General features: G+C 62.5%; 21 protein-coding genes. 7 read left to right on the top strand and 14 right to left on the bottom strand.

Translation table 11 applies throughout. From position 1 onward, the window contains the following. Positions 1–15: 15 nt before the first annotated feature. Entirely contained in the window at positions 16–2,124 is a 2,109-nt protein-coding gene (locus JZY91_RS06380) for a fructose-specific PTS transporter subunit EIIC (protein WP_234947047.1), read from the top strand. On the opposite strand, the gene JZY91_RS06385 is transcribed toward JZY91_RS06380, so the two are convergent. Both JZY91_RS06385 and JZY91_RS06390 read right to left on the bottom strand, forming a co-directional pair. Further along, positions 2,121–2,405 (bottom strand): type II toxin-antitoxin system RelE/ParE family toxin, encoded by a 285-nt coding sequence (locus tag JZY91_RS06385; protein WP_234947048.1) that lies wholly within the window; start codon positions 2,403–2,405, stop codon positions 2,121–2,123. The genes JZY91_RS06380 and JZY91_RS06385 overlap by 4 nt on opposite strands. After that, positions 2,389–2,640 (bottom strand): type II toxin-antitoxin system ParD family antitoxin, encoded by a 252-nt coding sequence (locus tag JZY91_RS06390; RefSeq protein ID WP_234947049.1) that lies wholly within the window; start codon positions 2,638–2,640, stop codon positions 2,389–2,391. The genes JZY91_RS06385 and JZY91_RS06390 overlap by 17 nt, the downstream gene beginning before the upstream one ends. A 114-nt stretch (positions 2,641–2,754) precedes the next feature. On the opposite strand from JZY91_RS06390, the gene JZY91_RS06395 reads away from it, so the two are divergent. Further along, the gene (locus JZY91_RS06395; protein WP_234947050.1) at positions 2,755–3,024 is read left to right on the top strand and encodes an HPr family phosphocarrier protein; all 270 of its coding nucleotides are present in this window, start codon (positions 2,755–2,757) and stop codon (positions 3,022–3,024) included. Between the two features lie 32 nt (positions 3,025–3,056). Here the strand turns inward: JZY91_RS06395 and JZY91_RS06400 are convergent, their stop codons facing one another. From JZY91_RS06400 to JZY91_RS06425, 6 genes are all read right to left on the bottom strand, one after another. After that, positions 3,057–4,439 carry a uracil-xanthine permease family protein gene (locus JZY91_RS06400; protein WP_234947051.1) on the bottom strand — a complete coding sequence of 461 codons (1,383 nt, stop codon included), beginning with the start codon at positions 4,437–4,439 and terminating at the stop codon, positions 3,057–3,059. Between the two features lie 16 nt (positions 4,440–4,455). Further along, positions 4,456–5,373, bottom strand: coding sequence for a dihydrodipicolinate synthase family protein (locus tag JZY91_RS06405; RefSeq protein WP_234947052.1), 918 nt, complete (start codon positions 5,371–5,373; stop codon positions 4,456–4,458). A gap of 25 nt (positions 5,374–5,398) precedes the next feature. Then, complete coding sequence (locus JZY91_RS06410) at positions 5,399–6,235, bottom strand: ABC transporter ATP-binding protein (RefSeq protein ID WP_234947053.1); 837 nt, start codon at positions 6,233–6,235, stop codon at positions 5,399–5,401. Next, positions 6,232–8,331 (bottom strand): dipeptide/oligopeptide/nickel ABC transporter permease/ATP-binding protein, encoded by a 2,100-nt coding sequence (locus JZY91_RS06415; protein ID WP_234947054.1) that lies wholly within the window; start codon positions 8,329–8,331, stop codon positions 6,232–6,234. The genes JZY91_RS06410 and JZY91_RS06415 overlap by 4 nt, the downstream gene beginning before the upstream one ends. Positions 8,332–8,336: 5 nt before the next feature. After that, complete coding sequence (locus tag JZY91_RS06420) at positions 8,337–9,284, bottom strand: ABC transporter permease (RefSeq protein WP_234947055.1); 948 nt, start codon at positions 9,282–9,284, stop codon at positions 8,337–8,339. Positions 9,285–9,416: 132 nt separating this feature from the next. After that, positions 9,417–11,000 (bottom strand): ABC transporter substrate-binding protein, encoded by a 1,584-nt coding sequence (locus JZY91_RS06425; RefSeq protein WP_234947056.1) that lies wholly within the window; start codon positions 10,998–11,000, stop codon positions 9,417–9,419. Positions 11,001–11,219: 219 nt separating this feature from the next. On the opposite strand from JZY91_RS06425, the gene JZY91_RS06430 reads away from it, so the two are divergent. Continuing rightward, positions 11,220–11,891 (top strand): FadR/GntR family transcriptional regulator, encoded by a 672-nt coding sequence (locus JZY91_RS06430; RefSeq protein WP_234947057.1) that lies wholly within the window; start codon positions 11,220–11,222, stop codon positions 11,889–11,891. Here the strand turns inward: JZY91_RS06430 and JZY91_RS06435 are convergent. Continuing rightward, the gene (locus JZY91_RS06435; RefSeq protein ID WP_234947058.1) at positions 11,888–12,610 is read right to left on the bottom strand and encodes a putative N-acetylmannosamine-6-phosphate 2-epimerase; all 723 of its coding nucleotides are present in this window, start codon (positions 12,608–12,610) and stop codon (positions 11,888–11,890) included. The genes JZY91_RS06430 and JZY91_RS06435 overlap by 4 nt on opposite strands. A gap of 11 nt (positions 12,611–12,621) precedes the next feature. Further along, positions 12,622–13,608, bottom strand: coding sequence for an ROK family protein (locus JZY91_RS06440; RefSeq protein WP_234947059.1), 987 nt, complete (start codon positions 13,606–13,608; stop codon positions 12,622–12,624). 148 nt (positions 13,609–13,756) lie between these two features. On the opposite strand from JZY91_RS06440, the gene JZY91_RS06445 reads away from it, so the two are divergent. Further along, the gene (locus JZY91_RS06445) at positions 13,757–14,896 is read left to right on the top strand and encodes an N-acetylglucosamine-6-phosphate deacetylase (protein ID WP_370639284.1); all 1,140 of its coding nucleotides are present in this window, start codon (positions 13,757–13,759) and stop codon (positions 14,894–14,896) included. A 35-nt stretch (positions 14,897–14,931) separates the two neighbouring features. Then, a complete protein-coding gene (nagB, locus tag JZY91_RS06450) occupies positions 14,932–15,657 on the top strand; it encodes a glucosamine-6-phosphate deaminase (protein WP_234947061.1) in 726 nt (241 codons plus the stop codon). Between the two features lie 6 nt (positions 15,658–15,663). Here nagB and hflX read toward each other — a convergent pair whose 3' ends face one another. Beyond that, positions 15,664–17,190, bottom strand: coding sequence for a GTPase HflX (gene hflX, locus JZY91_RS06455; RefSeq protein ID WP_234947062.1), 1,527 nt, complete (start codon positions 17,188–17,190; stop codon positions 15,664–15,666). A 135-nt stretch (positions 17,191–17,325) separates the two neighbouring features. Between hflX and JZY91_RS06460 the strand changes: the two genes are divergently transcribed. Both JZY91_RS06460 and JZY91_RS06465 read left to right on the top strand, forming a co-directional pair. Continuing rightward, positions 17,326–18,078, top strand: coding sequence for a hypothetical protein (locus JZY91_RS06460; protein WP_234947063.1), 753 nt, complete (start codon positions 17,326–17,328; stop codon positions 18,076–18,078). A gap of 22 nt (positions 18,079–18,100) precedes the next feature. Further along, positions 18,101–18,616 (top strand): hypothetical protein, encoded by a 516-nt coding sequence (locus JZY91_RS06465; protein ID WP_234947064.1) that lies wholly within the window; start codon positions 18,101–18,103, stop codon positions 18,614–18,616. A 23-nt stretch (positions 18,617–18,639) separates the two neighbouring features. On the opposite strand, the gene dapF is transcribed toward JZY91_RS06465, so the two are convergent. The 3 genes from dapF to JZY91_RS06480 are packed head-to-tail and all read right to left on the bottom strand — an operon-like array spanning position 18,640 to position 21,030. Then, positions 18,640–19,503 (bottom strand): diaminopimelate epimerase, encoded by an 864-nt coding sequence (dapF, locus tag JZY91_RS06470; protein WP_234947065.1) that lies wholly within the window; start codon positions 19,501–19,503, stop codon positions 18,640–18,642. Positions 19,504–19,513: 10 nt separating this feature from the next. Next, entirely contained in the window at positions 19,514–20,422 is a 909-nt protein-coding gene (gene miaA / locus JZY91_RS06475; RefSeq protein WP_234947066.1) for a tRNA (adenosine(37)-N6)-dimethylallyltransferase MiaA, read from the bottom strand. Then, positions 20,416–21,030: a hypothetical protein gene (locus JZY91_RS06480; RefSeq protein ID WP_234947067.1), complete on the bottom strand. Its 615-nt coding sequence runs from the start codon at positions 21,028–21,030 to the stop codon at positions 20,416–20,418. The genes miaA and JZY91_RS06480 overlap by 7 nt, the downstream gene beginning before the upstream one ends. Between the last annotated feature and the right edge of the window lie 135 nt (positions 21,031–21,165).

Below are 21,165 nucleotides of genomic sequence, written 5' to 3' on the forward strand. Positions count from 1 at the left end.
CTGAGGACATTTCCCATGCAAGATGCATTAATTACCCCGTCGTTGGTCGGACTCGATGTCGACTTCGGCGCAACCCCGCGCGAGGTGATTGACCACCTGGCCAACCTTGTCGTTGGCGCGGGACGCGCTACGGATGCGACGCAACTGGCTGAGGCCGCGGCTGCCCGCGAGGCCAAAGCAGGCACCGGTGTCAACGGCCGAGTTGCCATCCCCCACTGCCGCACCGCCGCGGTCGAGGTGCCAACTCTGGCATTCGCTCGCCTGAGCAACCCGGTCGATTTCTCCGGTCCGGACGGCGACGCAGAACTCGTGTTCCTGATTGCCGCGCCGGAAGGCGGTGGCAAGGAGCACCTGAAGATCCTCTCCAAGCTGGCCCGCGCGCTGGTGAAGGGAGACTTTGTAGAAACTCTGCGCCAGGCAAAGACCGAGCAGGAGATCGTCGACGCGGTCCTGGCAGTTGTCAACGCGGAGCCGAAGAAGAAGGCGGCTGCTGCTTCTGGTGCTGCAGCTGCGGCACCGGCTGCGGGCTCGACGGCGGTCAAGGAAGCGTCGTCAAGCGAAAAGCCCAAGCTGCGCATCGCCGCGGTGACCTCGTGTGCAACTGGTATCGCGCACACCTACATGGCTGCAGACGCACTCACGCAGGCTGCGGAGAAGCGGGGCGACGTGGAGCTGATCGTGGAGCCTCAGGGTTCCTCCGGCGGTGACCGCCTTGAGCAGAGCTTCATCGACTCGGCGGATGCCGTGATCTTCGCCCACGACGTGGCAATTCGGGATAAGGCGCGTTTCGCGGGCAAGCCGGTGGTGGATAGCCCGGTCAAGCGCGGCGTGAACGAGCCGGACGCGATGATCAATGAAGCGATTCGCGCCGCGAAGGATCCGAACGCCCCGCGCGTCGCTGCCGCGAGCGCTTCCGGCGGCGAGGACGCCACCGCCGCGACCGGCGAGAGCTGGCCCAAGCGACTCCAGCAGGCTGTGATGACGGGCGTGAGCTACATGGTGCCGTTCGTCGCCGCCGGCGGCCTGCTGCTCGCCCTCGGCTTCCTCATCGGCGGCTACGACATGGCGAACGGCTGGCAGGCGCTGGTCACGCAGTTCTCCCCCACGAACCTGCCCGGGCAGGAGGTGCTTATCGACGGCGAGTCGATGACCTTCACCCGCTCCGGATGGGCACTGTACCTCGGCGCGGTGCTCTTTGCCACCGGCCAGATGGGCATGAACTTCGTGGTCCCGGCGCTGTCCGGCTACATCGGCTACGGCCTGGCCGGCAGGCCGGGTATTGCGCCGGGCTTCATCGGCGGCGCGATCTCCGTCATGGTCGGCGCCGGATTCATCGGCGGCCTGGTCACCGGTATCCTCGCGGGCCTGATCGCCTACTGGATTCAGACCTGGAATGTGCCGCGCTGGCTCGGCTCCCTCATGCCGGTGGTCATCATTCCGCTGCTGACCTCGCTGATCATCGGCGTGCTGATGTTCCTGCTGCTGGGTCGCCCGCTGGAGGGCATCATGAACGGGCTCACCGGCTGGCTCGAGTCGATGTCCGGCTCTTCTGCTGTGCTGCTGGGCGTGATCATCGGCCTGATGATGTGCTTCGACCTCGGCGGCCCCGTGAACAAGGCTGCGTACCTCTTCGGTACCGCCGGCCTGTCCGCGGGTACGGAGGCGAGCTTCCAGATCATGGCAGCCGTGATGATTTCCGGCATGGTGCCGCCGATCGCGCTGTCCATCGCCACCTTCCTGCGCAAGAATCTCTTCACCCCGGCGGAGCAGGAGAACGGCAAGTCCGCGTGGCTGCTCGGCCTCTCCTTCGTCTCCGAGGGCGCGATCCCGTTCGCTGCGGCTGACCCGTTCCGCGTGATCCCCGCGATGATGCTTGGCGGCGCCACGGCAGGTGCTGTATCTATGGCTCTCGGCGTGGGCTGCCAGGCCCCGCACGGCGGCCTGTTCGTGATCTTCGCCTACGAGCCGTGGTGGGGCATGCTGATCGCGCTTGCCGCAGGTGTCGCAGTTGCAACCGCAGCCGTCATCCTGATCAAGCAGTTCTGGCCCAACCGCGAGATTGAGAAGGCTGCCGAGGCATCGCTTGCGGAGCAGGCTGCGCCCGCCGAGGTTGTGGCGAGCTAAAGGTGCAGCGAGGGGTCCATCCGTTGGTGCAGAATGCGAACTATGACCACCCCTTCCTCATCTTGGCCGTAAAAAATGACGTGTCGCCTCACCGATAGCCAGTTGAATCCCGGAAGGAGGGGAGTTGATTTCCCCTTTTCCGGGTTCTTTGCAACCTCTCGGATCGTTCCCTCAATCGCTCTAATGTAGTTGTCGGCTTGATCCGCGCCCCAGTTGTCTGCGGAGTAGGTCCAAATCTCCCGGAGGTCTTGGACGGCTTCCTCTTTAAGCCGGAAACTCATGGCTGCGCCTTACATCAACGAGGAACTCATCGAAATCGAAATCCTCGACGGTGGCGCTGCGATTCCCCTTCTCAAGCTCAGCCCGAAGAGTTCCCAAGCGCAGTTCGCTATCCTCAAGCAGACGCAACCCCGCCCTAACTACCTCACTTGCGGTGGCGTATCTGCCCGTTGACACCTGCTGGGCAACAAACGAATCGAAATGATTGCCCAGTGAGATTGACGTGTTCTTAGCCATGACTGCACGATACCCGTTTTTGGTAGTTTGCTACCCGCCGAGGTTGTGGCGAGCTAGGCCGCAACGGACCTACACTTAACACAAGTTATAACCACTTATCGAAAGGACACATTCATGGCTTCCAAGACCGTCAAGGTTGGTTCCACCGTCGGCCTGCACGCCCGCCCGGCAACTGTTATCGCGGACGCTGCTGGTGAGTTCGATGATGAGATCATCCTCACCCTCGTCGGCGGCGATGACGATGATGAGACCGATGCCGCTTCCTCCCTCATGATCATGGCAATGGGCGCAGAGTTCGGCGACGAGGTCACCGTGACCTCCGACAACGCTGAGGCAGTGGAGCAAATCGCGGCGCTCATCGAGAAGAACCTCGACGCGGAGTAATCCCCCTCGCCCGAGCTGGCCCCTTCGCCTTCTTAACCGAAGGTGTGGGGGTCAGTCACGTTTTCGGGCTCACGCTTTTCGACGGCGAATCTTGAGGCGTATTTGCCCTCACCCACCGTGTCGTAGAGCCAGCGCATGATCGGGTAGATCAGGATGATGCCCACCGAGCCGAGCGCGATGCCTTCGAGGGTGACCGGACCCACTGCGAGGGTGAGGTTGCCGATGCCGACGATGAGCGCCACCGCAGCCGCGGTGAGGTTGACCGGATCGGTGAAATCCACCTTGTTGTCCTGCCAGATGCGCACGCCCAGCATGCCAATGAGGCCGTAGAGCACCAGGCAAGCGCCGCCCAGCACACCCGCGGGAATGGTGAAGATGACGGCACCGAATTTGGGGATGAACGCCAGAATCATGGCGAAGACCGCCGCAACCCAGTACGCTGCCGTCGAGTACACTTTTGTGGCCGCCATCACACCGATGTTTTCGGCGTACGTGGTCGTGCCGGAGCCGCCGAAGCCGCCAGCCAGCGTCGTTGCAATACCGTCGCCGATCAGAGCGCGGCCCTGCATGTGGTCAAGGTCCCGGCCAGTCATCTCGGACACAGCCTTGACGTGGCCGACGTTCTCCGCGATGAGCACGACCAGCACCGGCAGCGTGACCAGAATTGCGGATAGGTGGAACTCCGGGGTGTGGAACTGCGGCAGGCCAACCCACGGCGCGGCACCGATGGTGTCCAGCGCGTCATCGGCCAGCCCGCCCGTGAGCGCAGCGAAGACCCAGCCGACAACCACGCCGATGAGGATGCTCAGGCGCGATGCCATGCCACGGGTGGCAACAGTGATCAGCACGATGGTCACCAGCGTGACACCGGCAACCCCCGGCTGGGTCTGCACGTTCGCCACCGCCGTTGGCGCGAGGTTGAAGCCGATCAACGCCACGATTGCGCCGGTGACCACCGGCGGCATCACCGCGTCGATAACGCGCTTGCCCGCGACCTGGACCAACGCGCCCACCGCGATGAGCGCCAGACCTGTCAGCAACACACCGCCCAGCTGTGCGCCCACGCCGTATTGCTGCGATGCCGTAAGCGGCGCGATGAAGGCGAAGGAGCTGCCCAGGTAACTGGGCAGCTTGTTGCGCGTGATCAGGAGGAAAATGATGGTGCCCAGGCCGGAGAACAGCAGGGTTGTGTTCACCGGGAACCCGGTCAGGGTGGGCACGAGCAGGGTTGCGCCGAACATGGCAACAACGTGCTGCATTCCGATGCCGATGGTGCGCGGCCATGAAAGCCGCTCGTCTGGGGCGACAACTGCGCCGGGGCGTACGTGGCGGCCGTCACCGTGCAGGGTCCAACCGAACCCGCTCTCCGTGCTCGCGGTGCCTACTGTGCTGTGTGTGTTACTCGCGTTTGTCACGGAGAGCAATTATGCACTAGAGGAGGCCTGCCTCCACCAACACAGCTCGAATGAGCTCAACCTCGTCGGCTGTCATTTGAGGAACCGGCGTGGGCATCTTGTCGGACTCAAACACACCGAGGAGCTTCAGAGCCACCTTGAAGCTGCCGACACCAGCGCCGAAACCGCTCACCGATTTCGCCTGGTGCGCAATCAACATCAGTTTTGCCAAACGGTTCTGTTCCTCGGCGACGGTGTCCCAGTCACCCTTCTGATACGCCTCCCATTGGCGCATGTAGCCCTCCGGGTCCACGTTGGCTAGGCCCGGAACACTGCCATCCGCACCGGAAAGGTACGCGCCATCCACGACGACCTCGTGCCCAGTGAACAGCTTCAGAGGGCTGCCTGCCTCGCGGTTCTGAATCGCAAGGAGGCGGAAGGAAACGTCATCACCCGAAGAATCCTTCAAACCTGCCAGGACGCCCTCATGCCCCAGCTTGATCAGCATGTCGTTCGTCAGCTTCGAGTGCACGCAGACCGGAATGTCGTAAGCGAACAGAGGCAGCTCGGTGGCCGCGTTGATGAGGCGGAAGTGGTTCTCTACCTGCGGGGCTCCACCGAGGGCGTAGAACGGGGCGGTCGCCACGACCGCGTCAGCGTCGTATCGCTCTGCTTGCTTGACCATCTCGATAACGCGGGCAGTCTGCATGTCGATGCAGCCGACCATGACTGGCACCCGGCCCGCAACGGTGTCTCGAGTAGCCGCGAGGATTTCCTCGCGTTCAGCCAAGGTGCAGAAAGCGCCCTCGCCGGAGGAACCAAGGACGAACAATCCGTGGACATCAGCGGCGATTAAGCGTTCAAGGTTGCGGGAGTAGGACGCAAGGTCGAGGCTGCCGTCGTCATGACGAGCGAGAACAACGGGAGGGATGACACCCTCAAAGTTGATAGTCATGAATGCTTCTTTCTCTTGAGTTTCTCTACAGCGAGGGATGCAGCAAAGACGGAGCTGCGCCGAGGAGGGACTTGGTGTAGTCGTTCGTGGGGTTGTGGAAGACTTCGTCCACCGTCCCCTGCTCCACAATCTGGCCCTTGTACATCACACAAATCCGATCAGAGATGTACCTGACGGTTTGGATGTCATGGCTGATGAAGACCATCGACAGGCCAAGGTTTTCTTTCAAGTCGGTGAGCAAGTTGAGAATCTGGGCACGGACAGAAACGTCGAGCGCGGACGTGGGCTCGTCAGCAATGATCGCATCCGGCTCCAGCGCTAGGGCGCGAGCGATCGCCACACGCTGACGCTGACCGCCGGAGAGCTGACCCGGAAGCGCGTCGAGCGCGGATGCCGGCAGGCCGACGAGGCCGATCAATTCCTTCACCCGTGCATCACGGTCAGCTTCCGAACCGACATCATGCACCTTAAGTGGGTCGAGGAGTTGTTCCTTCACTGTCATGCGGGCGTTGAGCGCCGTCGCCGGATCTTGGAAGACCACAGACACCACGCGGCCCATCTTTCGGCGGTCGGCAGCTGTGCGTTTCGTGAAGTCTTCACCCTTGAACAGCACGCGGCCTTCGGTAGGGCTCTGCAGACCGCACATAACGTTGGCCGTAGTGGACTTGCCACAGCCGGACTCGCCCACGATGCCGATGGTCTCCCCCGGCATCAGTTGCAGCGAGACACCATTAACCGCCTGTACCCAGTTGGGTTTGAAAATCGGCCCGGTACGGGACTTGAACCGCACGTGAACATCATCTAGCTCAATGATGGGTGTCGCTGCTATGTCAGCAGTTGTCGCTGAAATCGCGGTTGTCATCGCTGGCCTCCTTCGGTGTGGGTGGTGGTGTGGGTCCTGCCCAGCTCAGCGAACTCGGCATCAGTCTTGATGCCATCGGGCAGTTCACCTCGCTTCTCCAGTTCTGCGGCGTACTTCAGCTCATCAGGCAGATCGGCATAGCGGTGGAAGGTGCCTGCGACGTTGCGCATAACAGTCGGGGTTTCCAGACCAACTGACGGGTGGGAGGAACGCGGGGCAAAGCGGTCGCCTGTCGGGAATTCGGCTGGGGATGGCACCGAGCCCGGAACCTGGTGGAGGCGACCTTCACCGGCTTCGATGGAAAGCACTGCGCCCAGTAGACCTCGGGTGTATTCGTGACGCGGGTCGGTGAGGATCTCGGTGGTGCTGCCCTGTTCGACGACCTGACCGGCGTACATCACCGTGATCGAGTGGGCTACCTCAGCAACCAGCGCCAGGTCGTGGGATACAAAGACCATGGCGAAACCAAGCTTCTCCTGCAGGTCCTTGATAAGGTCAATCACCTGCTTCTGCACCGTGACATCCAGGGCTGTCGTCGGCTCGTCTGCAATGATCAGCTTCGGGTCTCGCGTCAGCGCCATCGCGATCAACACGCGCTGACGCTGACCACCGGAAAGTTCGTGCGGGTAGGACTCGAGCGTACGCTTCGGATCCAGGCCGACCAGCTCCAACAACTCTTCCGCGGTGCGGGTGCCTCCACGCTTGGTCAGCTGCTTTAGCTGCGAGCGAATGAGCATTGACGGGTTGAGTGCAGACAGTGCGTCCTGGTACACCATCGCAATCTCATTGCCGAGCAGAGCGCGACGCTCCTCCGGCGACTTCTTCAGCAAGTCTTCGCCTTGGTACAGGATCTCACCGCTAATTGTTGCTGCCGGGTCCAGCAGCCCCATGATGGCGAGCGAAGAAATGGACTTACCACATCCGGACTCGCCAACTAGGCCCATGGTTTCGCCCGGAGCAACGCCGTAGCTCACGTGGTCCACGACGTTCACGTCTCCGTGACGGGGGAACGAGATGCACAGATCGCGTACCTCCAACAACGGCTGAGTGTCCCCAGCCGGGTGGTAGCGGTCCGTACGTTGCCGCTCGACAGAATCCAGTGCGTCCAGGCGAGCGACCAGGGACTCGTGCTGCGCCTTGTGGGCACGCACCGGGTCAGTGAGGAGCCTGTCCGCTTCACGGTTGGCAGCAACATCGTCATCGTTGACGCGTGGCCCGCGCGGGGCTGCAACCATGGCGTCCGTGATGCCCTCGGACAGAATGTTGAGGCACAGAACAGTAATCATGATCATCAGACCCGGGAAGAGAGCCTGCCACCACTCGCCTCGAAGGACACCCTGCTGTGCGGAAGAAAGGATGTTGCCCCACGTCGGAATCGGTTCTTGCAGACCTGCGCCGATGAATGTCAGCGAGGCCTCCAGGATGATGGCATCGGCGACAAGGACGGTGGCGAACACAAGCACCGGTGCAGCACAGTTGCGAGCCACGTGGCGGATCAAGATCCACGGTGCTTTCGCGCCGGAGACAACCACAGCATTGACGTAGTCCTCCCCGTATTCGGAGAGCACGTTCGCACGCACGATACGGGTGATCTGCGGGATGTAGACGAAAGCGATAGACATGATGATTACGCCCAGCATGTACATCGGACGCTGCGGATCACGGAACACCACCACAGTCACAGCAACCAGCGCGATGCCCGGCACGGACATGATGATGTCCATGATGCGCATGATGATTTCGGAGACCCATCGGTTAGATACTGCGGCAATCGAGCCGAAAATCGAACCGATAACCAACGCCGTGAGGGTGGCCAACAACCCCACGGTAAGCGAGTAACGCCCGCCATAGAGAACACGGGAGAAGACATCACGGCCGAGGTTGTCGGTGCCGAACCAAAACTCACCGTTAGGTGCTTGACCCTTGAGGTCAATCGCCGTGGGGTCGTGCGGCGCCAGAAGCGGCGCGAAGATCGCGGCAAGTGCGATAAGCGACAGCACGATCAGCGAGATCTTGGACCCGGTGCGCATGCGCGTCCAGCCGCCCAAGCGCTTGCGGCCGGGCTGGGAAAGCTTGGTAGCGAGTTCGTTTCTCATCAGACTTACACCGCCCTGATTCTCGGGTTGATCGCAATGTAGAGCAGATCAACGATGATATTGATGATGATGAACGCCACAGCCACGGTCAGGGTCGCACCCTGAACCACCTGCACCCAGTTCATGGAGATGCCGTCGATAAGCACTCGGCCCATACCTGGCAAGGAGAAGATGATCTCAATGACCACGGCGCCTCCCATGAGATAGCCCACACGCAGACCCAGGACGGTGACCGGAGTAATCAGGGCATTTCGCAGCACGTTTCGCGAAATGACAACGGATTTCGGAATACCAGCACCGAGCGCGGTGCGGACGTAATCCCGGTCAAGCTCTTCCACCATGGACGTGCGAATCACGCGGGTCAGCTGGCCGATGACCGGCGTCGCCAGCGCAATCGACGGCAGCAACATGCGCTGGAGCCAGCCCCCGAAATCTACGGTGATGGAAGGCAGCGGTCCCGCCACTGGGAGCTTGCCGATGAAAGCGAGCACCAAGAGGATCGCAAGCCAGAAGGACGGCATTGCGATGCAGATGACGGAGAAGATGCGGATGACCTGGTCAACCCAGGTGTCGCGGTAGAGAGCTGCCAAGATGCCCAGAGGCAACGCAACCAATACCGCGATGATTAGGCCCAGGAAAGTCAGCTGTAGCGTCACCGGCAGTGCACTAAACACCTTTTCCGAAACGGAGGCGTTGTTTTGGCCATAGGTGCCGAGGTCGCCTTGGACCATGCCGGCTAAGTAGCTTCCAAACTGGACGTACCAAGGTTCATTCAAACCGTGCGATTCGCGGTACGCCTCGAGCTGAGCTGGGGTAGCCGAATCACCCAACGCTGAGTAGGCGGGGTCGATCGGCGAAAGCTTCATCAGGACAAAGACGAGGAATGTCACGCCGATCACCATGATCGGCAATGCCACAAGCCGTCGCCCAATCAGCCGCAGGAGGTTATTCATAAAAGGCTCCAGACTGGATTTGTAAGAAGTACAGAAGGAAAAAAGGGGTGCGGATCTCCTGCTCTATCGCAGGTGAGTCGCACCCCTGATCAACCATGACAGCTGCTATCGATGTCTGAGCGGAACAGTGTCTTAACGGTTGGAGCGAGCAGTCACTGCCCACAGGCCGGTGGTACCAATCGGCTTGAAGTCCGCGACCGTGTTCGGGTTGTAGCCAGTCAGCATCGTACGGTGGAACAGCGGGTAGAGCGGCACCTCCTCAGAAATGAGGTCGAATGCCTCGTTCCACTTCTCCTGCTGCTCAGCACCCTCAGCCGCGGCGCCCTCGTTGATGATGTCCTGGAGCTCCTGCCAAGTCTCCGGGTCGGACTGCTGCCAGAAGGTACGCTTCTTGGTCCACACGTTGTCGCCGTACCACCAGTTCATGAGCAGTGCCGGGTCGTTTCCGAATACCGACGGGTCACCCGGTGCGAGCGCCACATCAAAGGTCGGGTTGTCAACGTCGAGGTTGTTGGCGTAGAGGGACGCAGAAGCCTCGGACTGAAGAGAAACCTTGATGCCTGCCGCCTGAAGGTCGTTCTGGATCTGCGGAGCGAGGTCAGAGATCCACGGGTGATCCGTGGTGAGCAGCGTGATGTTCAGGTCCGTTACACCGGCCTCCTCAAGCAGGGACTTAGCTTTCTCCGGGTCGTAGGTGAAGACGTTCTTTGCCTTGTTGTAGGCGGGGTTGGATTCCGGCAGGAACGAGGTCGCTGCCGTTGCCTTTCCATCCATGTTGTTCTGAATCAGCATGTCCGTGTTCACCGCGTAGAGGAATGCCTGACGGACACGCGGATCATCGAACGGAGCCTTGGTGGTGTTGAACAGCAGGAACGGCAGGTTGAAGCCCTTGACTTCCGCGACGGTCATGCCCGCGCTCTCAAGCATCGGCGCAGACGCGGCCGGCACGGCCTCCATCACGTCAATGGTGCCGGAAGTAGCGGCGGTGGTACGAGCGGTGTCGTCCTTAATCACGTCCCAAACAATCTTGTCTGCACCAGCCTTGTTTGGACCGTTGTAGTGCTCGTTAGGAACCGCCTCAAGCTTGGAGTCGGTGATGGACTCGTACTTATACGGGCCGCTACCGATCGGCATTGCAGTCAACTCGTCGTCGGTGGCGGACGCAGGAACAATCTTCGCGACAACGAGACGGTTGGTGGCAATGGAGAACGGCTGGTTCAGCGTGAACTTCACCGTGTCCTCATCCACTGCCTCAATCGTGTCGATGAAGTTGAGCATCGATGCATACAGGTTGCCCTCTGCCATAGAACGCTCGTAGGAGGAAATGACATCCTGGGAGGTCACCTCCGTGCCATCCGAGAACTTGGCATCATCGCGCAGGTCCACCTCAAATTCAGTGTCGGACGACCAATTCGGCTCGCCAGCAGCGAGTGCCGGGTACACCGTGTAGTCATCCATGTTGAACTCATACAGACCCTCAACAACGTGCCAGTTCGCGCCAAGCGCGAGGGCCGAGGAAGTCTGAGACGGGTGGTAGTTCGTAGTTTCGTACGCCACACCGAGGTGGATCTCACCGTTACCGCTCGGGGTAGCCTCGCCGGCCGAGCCAGCTCCGCTGGCACCGTTAGAGCTAGCGGAGTCACTTCCAGAGCAGGCCGAAAGCGTGAGGGCGATTGCCGCAATGCCGGTGATGATGACGCGCTTGTTGGGGGTCATGCGGAACCTCTCTTTTCTAGTAGCTGAACTGAATCAATGTCACACGTCACAATCGCGTGGGTGTGTGATCGCTGATTAGCTTAGAGGTATGATGTCATACACTTGCGCATTTTTCCCAGAAATTTTTTGGGTTACCCCCATAGGATTGAAATCATCTATCGCGTAGTGGAATGCACAGAGGAGGAATGACCGGTGGAAAGACGCGGCACTGCGGCCTCTATGGCGCAGAAAGGCATCCTCGATTACATCCGGACTAACCAGCTTCAACCCGGCGATAGCCTGCCCAGCGAGGCAGCGCTGTGCGGTGAACTCGGACTCTCACGCACCTCTGTACGCGAGGCGATGCAAACTTTGAGCTCGCTTGACATTGTTGAGGTTCGGCACGGTCACGGCACCTACGTGTCCAAAATGAGCATGGCCCCGCTAATCCAGGGCATGACGCTTCGCATTCTCCTTGACGCAGACCGTTCATTGGCCACTCTGGGCAACATCGTGGATCTTCGGAGTGCGATCGACCATTCTCTCGCTCAAGAGCTCGCCCGGATTTGGTCCAGCAAAGATTCGCGGCCACTGTTGAAGATTGTCGAGAGGATGGAAGAAGAGCACGCGGCTGGCCGCTCATTCGCTAAGTTCGATCAGCAATTTCACCAGACTCTTCTCGCGGACATAGCAAACCCACTCCTCGTGGAGCTATCGGATGCACTGTGGGAGATTCACATGGCTACGCTTCCCATGCTGCAGGTTCCTGTGCCTGAGGATATGCACGTCACCATGCAGATGCACCGAGAAATTGTGAATAGGCTAACCGACGGGGACGTGGCTGGTTACCACGCAGTCGTCGATAAGCACTACGCTCCGCTGCGCAGAACGATTGAAACTGAAACCCCTTAGCTCAGCAGAGAACCGAACTGTGCGGTGATAAAACCCGGGTCGGTGATCGCAGTACCCGCGATCACAGCGTTGGCTCCAGCGAGAATGCCGTGAGCAACGTCGGCTGGCGTGTAGAAGCGGCCCTCACTAATGATGAAGGCGTCGTCACCACAGCGGGAACGGCCCTCGCGCAGGCAGTCAAGGTCGGGGCCCGCAGTCTTCTCACGGTGCTCCGTGTACCCGGCGAGTGTTGTAGAGATAATGTCCGCACCTGCTTCGTGCGCCGCTTCCATCTCCTCAGGGGTGGCACAATCCGCCATGATGACAACACCCTCACCGTGCGCGACCTTAACCAAGTCTGCAAAGTCAGAGCCGTCCGGGCGGGGACGCAATGTCGCATCCGCGCACACCACGGCGGCACCCGCCTTGGCTACTGCAACGACCGACGCTCGCGTCGGGGTGATGTACACCCCGGTAGACCCTTCCTTGGTCAATCCAAAAACGGGCACATCTACGGCACGAGCGATAGAAGCGATGTCGTCGAGCCCGCCATATCCACCGCACCGGATCGCCGGGCTACCGCCGTCCACACAGGCGAGAGCGACGTGAGTGAGGGTGTGTGTGTCCCGCATGGCGTGTCCCTCGGGTGCCTGCACAGAAACTATCAGCTTGCCGCGAATCAGATCGTGAATTTCACGAGCGCGCTCTTCGATGCTGGTCGCGTTAAACGTGTACGGCATGGGATGACTCCTTAGGAATTAGGAAACTGCGCTCGAGCGTAAGCTGCCGCAGCGATAAGGGGGGCGTTGCCGCCAAGCGTGCTGGTGCGCACGGGGATATCACGGTTTGGGGCCAGCGCTGCACTGCGAAAGCCGCGGATGAACGGTTCGAGGACAGGGCTGCCAATACCGGTCACTCCCCCACCAAGCACCACGGCGGATAGGTCAAAGGCGCTGGCCAAGGCGCCAACAGCACGACCGAAACCACTGAGGTTACCGTCGAGCACCCGGTGCGCTACCGGGTCGTCCGATTGGTAGCGCACCATCACCTCGCGCAGGGTAATTTGGTCGCTGGATTCAGCTGCCCAGTGAATGCGATCGGTTGTATCACCCTGGGACAGCGCACGATAGTAGCCAGCGAGTGCTGGACCGGAAACGACATTTTCTGCTCGGTCGGCGCGCCCACGGCAGTCTTCAACTAGAAGCTCTGAGAATTCCCCGGCAGAACCTGTCGGGCCCTCGATTAACTTCCCTCGGTCCACCACAGCGCCCCCCAGGCCAGTTCCCAACGAGAGGTAAAGGACGCGGCCGTCAATATCTTTTGCGGCACCGAAGTGATCCTCGCCCCAGGCCCAAACGCGGACATCGTTGTGCACGGCGACTGGAATGTCGGGTGCCCCTGGCCCACTCTCAGGTGTAGTGAATGCTGCGCGCATCAACGCTCCAAGGTCCGTGCCAGCCCACCCGGGGATAGTTGGGCCAGCGTGCACTACTACGCCATCCTCCGGTCGGACAATGCCCGGTGCACCCGCACCGACGCGCGAAATAACCAATCCGCAATTTGCCGCCTCTTTAATTGCATTGGTAACGGCCTGAGTTACCTGCGCCCCAATGCGACCAGAATGTGCATGCGCTGGCAGCCTTCCCTCACCCACCACTGTCTGCGGATCTGAATCCGGAACGAGGCCGTAGGCAATTTTCGTTCCACCAATATCCAATGCGAGGGTTGCCGCCTGCACAGCGCTCCTTTCAATAAGGCCCTTGATACTGGAGATCGTACATCATACGATCGGCGGGAAGTCGGGTATTTTCTCTGCAGAAACGCCCTCGAACACTTTCCCAACCAGTTTTTGTCCATCCCGTCACAGAACGAACGGAGTCTTCACCGTGCAGGGAACGCAACGCGTCCAGGGCCGAATACTTTCTCCACAAGGAGACCTCGGTTTCGGCGAGATCACTTTCGGCACTCACATCGATTCGGTGAACTTCGAACCTCACCCTGCCGATAAAGGTGCCTCAGACAACACCGGAACGTTGACGTGGGTGCCTGGTTTCATTGACCTACACAACCATGGCGGGGCACTCGGGGCGTTCCCAAGCGGCAGCGTCGAGGAATGCCGCAAAGCGGCCGAGTACCACCGCAGCCAAGGCACTACGACGATGTTGGCGAGTACGGTGTCCGCAAACCGCGATGAGCTATGCTTACAAGTTGAGCGTCTCGCCCAGCTTGTCGACGAAGGCTTGATCCGCGGTATTCACCTGGAGGGCCCGTTCGTGTCTCCCGCGAAGCCAGGCGCGCAGGACCCCTCTCGGATCACCGGCGGAGACCCGGATATGTTCCTCGCCGTGATCGAGGCTGCGCGGGGCACGGTGCGAGCAATCACTTTCGCCCCAGAAACCGACAACGTTGACGAGCTTCTAGCACTCTGTAAACAGCACGACATTATTGCCAGTCTCGGACACACGGACACCGACCACGCCACCACTGCTGAAGTGATTGCGAAGGCAAATAACCTGGGTGTCACCGTAACGGCGACTCACCTGTTTAACGCTATGCCGCCGTTGCATCACCGCGAGCCCGGTCCCGTTGGCGCGCTGCTGTCGGCCGCACGGCGCGGGAAAGCCTATGTTGAGCTCATCGCGGACGGTGTGCATTTGGACGACGCTGTGGTTGACAGCGTCTACGGCCCGGGCGCCTTCGCTGTGAGTGATGCCATGGAGGCAGCGGGCATGTGTGACGGCTGCTACCGCCTCGGTCATCTAGATGTCACGGTCACCGACCGTGTAGCGCGAATCGCCAACGGTGCAATCGCGGGTGGCACGTCCACTATTGCGGAACAATTCGCTCGGTTCATGAACCGTCGCGGGGCTGCCGATGCCGTGCGCTTTACCTCTACGACAGCTGCCGAGGTGCTGCGCGACCCCTCCTTGGGGGACATTGCCGCCGGTAAGCGGGCCGACCTCGTCGGACTCGACGCGAAATTCCGTCCGGTTGCGGTGTACTGCAGCGGACAACGCGTAGCGTAAAGCTCGTAGATCTCTAAAACCGAAGGACATTGCACATGCGCATCATCATTCACCCCACCCCGAAGGACGCTGGCCGCGCGGCCGCCGACATCATCGAGCCGTTCGTCCGCGAGGGCGCGACGCTGGGCCTCGCAACCGGGTCCACGCCGACGCCGACCTACCAAGAGCTCATCCGCCGCCACACCGAGGACGGCTTGAGTTTCGCCGATTCGAAGGCGTTCCTCCTCGACGAGTACGTGGGCCTGCCCAAGGAGCACGAGCAGTCTTACTACGCCACCATCCGCCGCGAGCTGACCAGCCACATCGACATCACAGACGCTGACGTGCGCTCCCTCGACGGCTCCGCTGCCGACGCCGCGACGGCCGCTGCAGATTATGAGCAGGCCATCAAGGACGCGGGCGGCGTAGACATTCAGATCCTGGGCATCGGCGCGAACGGGCACATCGCGTTCAACGAGCCCGGCAGCCCGCACAACTCGCGCACCCGCGTGATCGACCTGCACCCGCAGACCATTGCGGACAACGCCCGCTTCTTCGAAAGCGAGGACGAGGTGCCGCGCCAGGCCCTGACCCAGGGCATTGGCACCATCATGGAGGCGAAGCACCTCATCCTCATCGCCACCGGCGCGAACAAGGCCGATGCTGTCAAGGCGCTCGTCGAGGGCCCGGTCACGGAGGACTCCCCGGCCAGCGCGATCCAGAACCACCCCAACGTCACGGAGGTTCAGGACGACGCTGCGGCGAGCAAACTCACCCAGTAGGTAGCGCTACGAGCTCACCACGAACTGGCGGTGCTGGTCTGCGATGACGCGGGGTAAGCGAACGTCGATAAGCGTGCCCTGCTCCTGATACTCCTCGGAGCGGACCGTGCCCTGCTCGTGCAGGAGCGAAACCACGTCGCCGCGCGTGAACGGCACGAGCATGGTCACGTGCTCATCGAGGGTGTTCAAGAACATTTCGATCTTCGATTCCAGCTCGTCGATCCCCTCGCCCGTGAGCGCGGAGACGAACACGACGTCGCGCCCCGTGCGGTCGAATGCGTGGCGCAGCTCGGCGAGCACAACCGGGTCAGCCTCATCGATCTTGTTCACCACGATGATCTCCGGCGGCAGCTCCTCTCCGCTCTCGCGCGTGATTTCCGCCAGCACCTCATTCACCGCCTCAATCTGCTTGAGCGGGAACGCGTCCGAACCGTCCACGACGTGCAGCAGCAGATCCGCCCCGGAGACCTCCTCCAGGGTGGACTTGAACGCCTCCACCAGCTGGGTAGGCAAGTGGCGCACGAAGCCGACCGTGTCCGTGAGCACCACGGAACGGCCGTCCGCGAGCTGGGCTTTGCGTGTCGACGGATCCAGGGTGGCAAACAGCGCATCCTCCACCAGCACGCCGGCATCCGTCATCGCATTGATGAGGGAGGACTTGCCGGCGTTGGTGTAGCCCGCAATGGCGATCTTGGGAATGGTGGACTGGGCGCGCTGGGAACGCTTGACTTCGCGCGCCGTCTTCATGTCGCGCAGCTGGTGGCGCAGCTTCGCCATCTCGGTGCGCAGGCGGCGACGGTCCGCCTCAATACGAGTTTCGCCCGGACCACGCAGACCCACGCCACCGTTGGAACCGGCGCGACCACCAGCCTGACGGGACAGCTGGCCACCCCAACCACGGGTGCGCGTGTACAAGTACTCCATCTGCGCCAGGCTGACCTGCGCCTTACCCTCTTTACTCTTCGCGTGCTGCGCGAAGATGTCCAGGATGAGCATGGTGCGGTCAATCACCTTGACCTTCAGCGCCTCTTCCAGCGCCACCATCTGGCCGGGAGAGAGTTCACCGTCGAAGACCACGGTATCCGCGCCGGTGGCGTTGACAATCTCCGCGAGCTCCTTGACCTTGCCGGAGCCGATGTACGTGCCCGGATCCGGCTTGTCGCGCTTCTGGTAGAACATCTCCAGCACCTCGGCGCCAGCGGTTTCCGCCAGCGCGGCAAGCTCCAGCATGTTCGCTTCCATCTCAGCCGTGGTGCCCTCAGTCCACGCGCCGACCAGGATCACCTGCTCAAGGCGGAGCTTGCGGTACTCAACCTCGTATCCGTCCTGCTGCTCTTCCGCGCGGATATCGGTGTCGCGGGTAATGCGGCGCAGGGAATTGCGGTCCTCCAAGTCCAGCGCGCCAGTAGTCGGGTCGACGTACCCGTTCTCCCCCGCGCCGGGCTGCGGGGCGTTGTGGCGGAACGCGCGGGCGAGGAGTTCCTCGTGCGGGTCCCGGCGGGACTCCTGGTTGTCAAAGGCAGTTACTGTCATGCAATCCTTTTGCAATTGTGGCCCGCCCCCGCACGAATCCGGCACGAGCAAGCACGCTTACACACTTGATACCTCATAGAACAGTACCCCGCGCGCTTTTCTTCCCCAGGTTGCCGGACGGTAGGCTGTACAGGCATGAACGACACCATCAGCTCAGATCTGGCCGCGATCGGCCTCGGATTCCCCCGCTGGCAGGATGCCGTGGAGGCCGCAATCGCCTCCGGCGCCCTGGCCGTCACCGGAGAGGTACGCGGCGGGCAGCTGATCCAATACGTCGATGCTTCCGGCGCGCAGCTGAACATCCTGGCAGTGGAGCCTTTCGCCACCTTTGCAGGATTCGACTCGACCACGCGCGCGTACGCGCACATCACGCCGCTGACGGACGTGGTTGCGTTGGCGGATGTGGTGGACCCGCACGGCAACACCATGGCAAGCGCGACGGTGAACCTGGCACAAGGCCCGCTGGTGGTGGATGAGCCCACGCTTCAGTGGCAGGAGCTCGGTGTCACAGCCTTGGTTCTGGACCACCAGCGCTACGACTCTGTGGACGCATACCTGACGTCCAACCCGGGAAAGGTGCTGGGCGAGGTCCACTCCCGCGGAGCCGAGCTGGTTGCCTCCGGCGCGGCGGCCGCCCCGGATGCCAGCGCGGAGTTTTCCGCGCGCGTGCTGGGCGCGGAGTACCGCACCTCCCAGCTCACCGGCCAGCGCTTCATCCACGTCTCCGTGGACGCGGCCTTCCCGTTCGACGTGTGCCTGCCGGATGGGGAGCTCCCAGAGCGCGACAGCGTCATCGCCGGCACCGCGTTGCTGGCAGGATCCATCCCCGCGCCGTCCGGCGGCGGCTGCGGCGGGTGCGGCGGATCCTGCGACTGCGGCGGCCATTAACCCCGGGGGCAAAGGCACCACGATGAAATCCTCCGACCGAGACCTCTCCCGCGCCCTCGCCGGCGCGCTAGTGCTCGCGGCCGTAGTCATGCTCGTCGTGCTGCTGCGCCTGCCGGGATTGATCCTTTCCCTCATCCTTATCGCCTTTGTGGTGCTGGTTGGGCGCAGATACCAACCCAGTGCAGAGGTGGAAGCACTCCATGCGTCCCTGAGCTACGCGCGCGACGACATCTGCGAGGTGTTGGACGCGTACGAGCAACTGCAAAACGGCGCCAGCGCCGCCGACATTGCGGACCGCACGCTGCATTACCCGGCGCTGGCAAACCCGGATAATTCGGTGCCCGAGGTCAACGAGTTCCTCTTACGAGCGTCCTCAGCGCGGCGCTTCGTCGCGCGCATTGACTCTTATTTAGAAGACCCGTTGCTTGACCGCTCCAAGCTGGAGAAACTCATCAACGTCGCCGACCAGCGGGCGTTTGAACTGCAGTCCGCTTGGGACGACGCGCGCCGGGCCGCTAAGGAAATCGGCCCCGCGTAAGACGCTGCGAGGCCCCGGTGCCGCTAGGCCAGCTCCCCTGCCAGCACACCGCGTGCGACGATGCGCGACGGTCCAGTCATCCGCGCGCGCCCATCGCGGAGCTCGATCGTGAGGGTGCCACCCGGCACATGGACGGTGACCTGGCCGTGCTCGATGTCGGCGTCGGCAAGCGCGGCCTGCGCCGCGGCTACAGTGCCGGTGCCGCAGGAGCGGGTTTCCCCCACCCCGCGCTCCCAAACGCGCATGTGCACCGCGCCGTCGCCGGCCGCGCCATGTACAGCCCCGTCGCCGTCGGCTGCAGCTAGCTCAGTCAAGATTTCCACGTTGACCCCGGCTGGGAAGAACTCGGTGTCAAACTCCGGCTGGGTCAGCTCCATCGCCGCCAGCTCCTCTGGGGTAAGCCCCGGGATCACGCAGGCCAGGTGCGGGTTGCCCACGTCGACGCCGATGCCGGCGAACTCGAAGTCGCCCATGCGCGCGGTGGAAACACCGGTGACCTCAACGGGACCCATGTCCACGGAGAACGTCGCGTCCGCGCCGTTGGCCGCCAGCACCCTGATCACCTTCACGCCGGCACGCGTGTCCACCTCGAACTCGTCGCGCTCCTCCAGTCCCTCGGCCACTAGCACGTGGGCGAAGGCGCGGATCCCGTTGCCGCACATCTCCGCGATGGAACCGTCCGCGTTGCGGTAATCCATGAACCAGCGGCCGGTCTCTGGGGAGCGCACCACCCGCAGGAGCCCGTCGCCGCCGATCCCGGCGCGGCGGTCGCACAACCACGCGACCTGCTCGGTGGTGAGGTCCAGCTCGTCGTTGACGTCGGTCACCACCACAAAGTCATTCTCGGTGGCGTGGGCTTTGATGAAGGGCAACTGCGCAGTATTCACGCAGGAGAGTCTAATGCTCCCCCAGTGCCTGAAGCGCCGCGCCGACCACGTCCTCGCCCGCCGCGTCGAGCCAGTGGATGCGCGGGTCCCTGTTGAACCAGGAGCGCTGGCGGCGCACGTAGCGTCGGGTGCCGATGATGGTCTGCTCTATAGCGTCGTCAAGCGAAAGCTCCCCGTCCAAATGCGCGAGGACCTGCGCGTACCCGATGGCGCGCCCGGCGGTGGATTCGCGCTGTAGACCCTGCGCGACCAGCCCGCGCACTTCGTCGACGAGCCCTGCCTCGAACATCTGGCGGGTGCGCAGCTCGATCCGCGGGTTGAGCCAAGTGGCGTCGGTGCGCAGGCCCAGGATGCGCGTGCCCCAGCGCGGCTGCGCGTCTTTGGGCGGCTGGGACGCGGCGAAGGGCTCGCCCGTCAGCTCAATAACCTCCAAGGCGCGGACGGTACGGCGTGGATCCTTGTCCTCGATCACGCGGGCGGCTTCCGGGTCCACCTCGGCCAGTTCCGCATGCAGTGCGTCCACGCCGATATCCTCCAGACGAGCCTCGTAGCGGGCGCGCACTGCAGGGTCGGTGGGTGGGAACTGCCAATCGTCGAGAAGCGATTGCGCGTAGAGCATGGACCCGCCGACGAGGATGGGAACCTTGCCCCGCGCGGCGATGCCCTCCACCGCATCCACCGCCATGGCCTGGTATTCCGCGACGGATGCGGTGCGCGTGACCTTCCACACGTCCAGCAGGTGGTGCGGGATGCCACCGCGTTCCTCGGGCGGCAGTTTCGCGGTGCCGATATCCATGCCCCGGTAAAGCTGCATGGAGTCGACGTTCACAATCTCCCCGCCCAGGCGCTGCGCAAGCGCGATGCCAAGCGCGGACTTGCCGCTGGCGGTGGGCCCTACAACGGCGACCGGCGTTAGCATCGCACCTCCCACAACCCCACGTAGCGCCCGACACCCAGCGTGTCGTCGGCGTCTACCAGCTCAGCGCGTACAGGGTTGAGTGCGGCCAGCGCCTCCCAGGGCTCGTGCTTATCGACGCCCGCTTGCGCCAGCGCCGCAGCCCCCGGCAAGTCGCGGCCGGTTTCGATGAAGTGTTTCAGCGCTTCGTGGATGCCCGGGGCGGACTCAATGAACGCGAGTGGGGCGCGCGGAGTGAGCCCCGCGGGGCCGTCCACGACAACCACGGTCAGGGCGCCCGGATCAAGCGGGGCGAGGGTCTCGCGCGCAGGGCGGTAGGTGCGTTCGCCGAGAAGGTAGCGGGTGAGCAGTTCCCCGAGGTAGTTGCCGCCGCCAACGTCCACCTGCGGCGCGCCCCATGCGGCAAACGTCCCGGTGCGGGAGGCGTAGTCGCGCTCACCGCACGGGCAGACGATGTCAACCGGCGACGCGCCGTACATGTTGCGGGCCAGCTCTGCGGCGTGACGCACCGCCTCCGCGATCCTGCGCGACGGCGCGTGGGCAGGCGACAGCTCCGCCACGAGGGCGGGCGAGCCAGGGATCAGCAGCACAGGTGCGCGGGTTTCTTCCACCCGCCCCACCCTAGCCAGACGCGTGCGAGTTACCTAGGTAAACCTGCCCCGCGTGCGTATGGGCACGGTAAAGTTGAACCACATTCGCATGCCACGGCAGCCGCGTCGCGCGGCACACAGCAGAAAGGACCGCCT

The organism is Corynebacterium sp. CNCTC7651, assembly GCF_021496665.1.
GTDB lineage: Bacteria > Actinomycetota > Actinomycetes > Mycobacteriales > Mycobacteriaceae > Corynebacterium.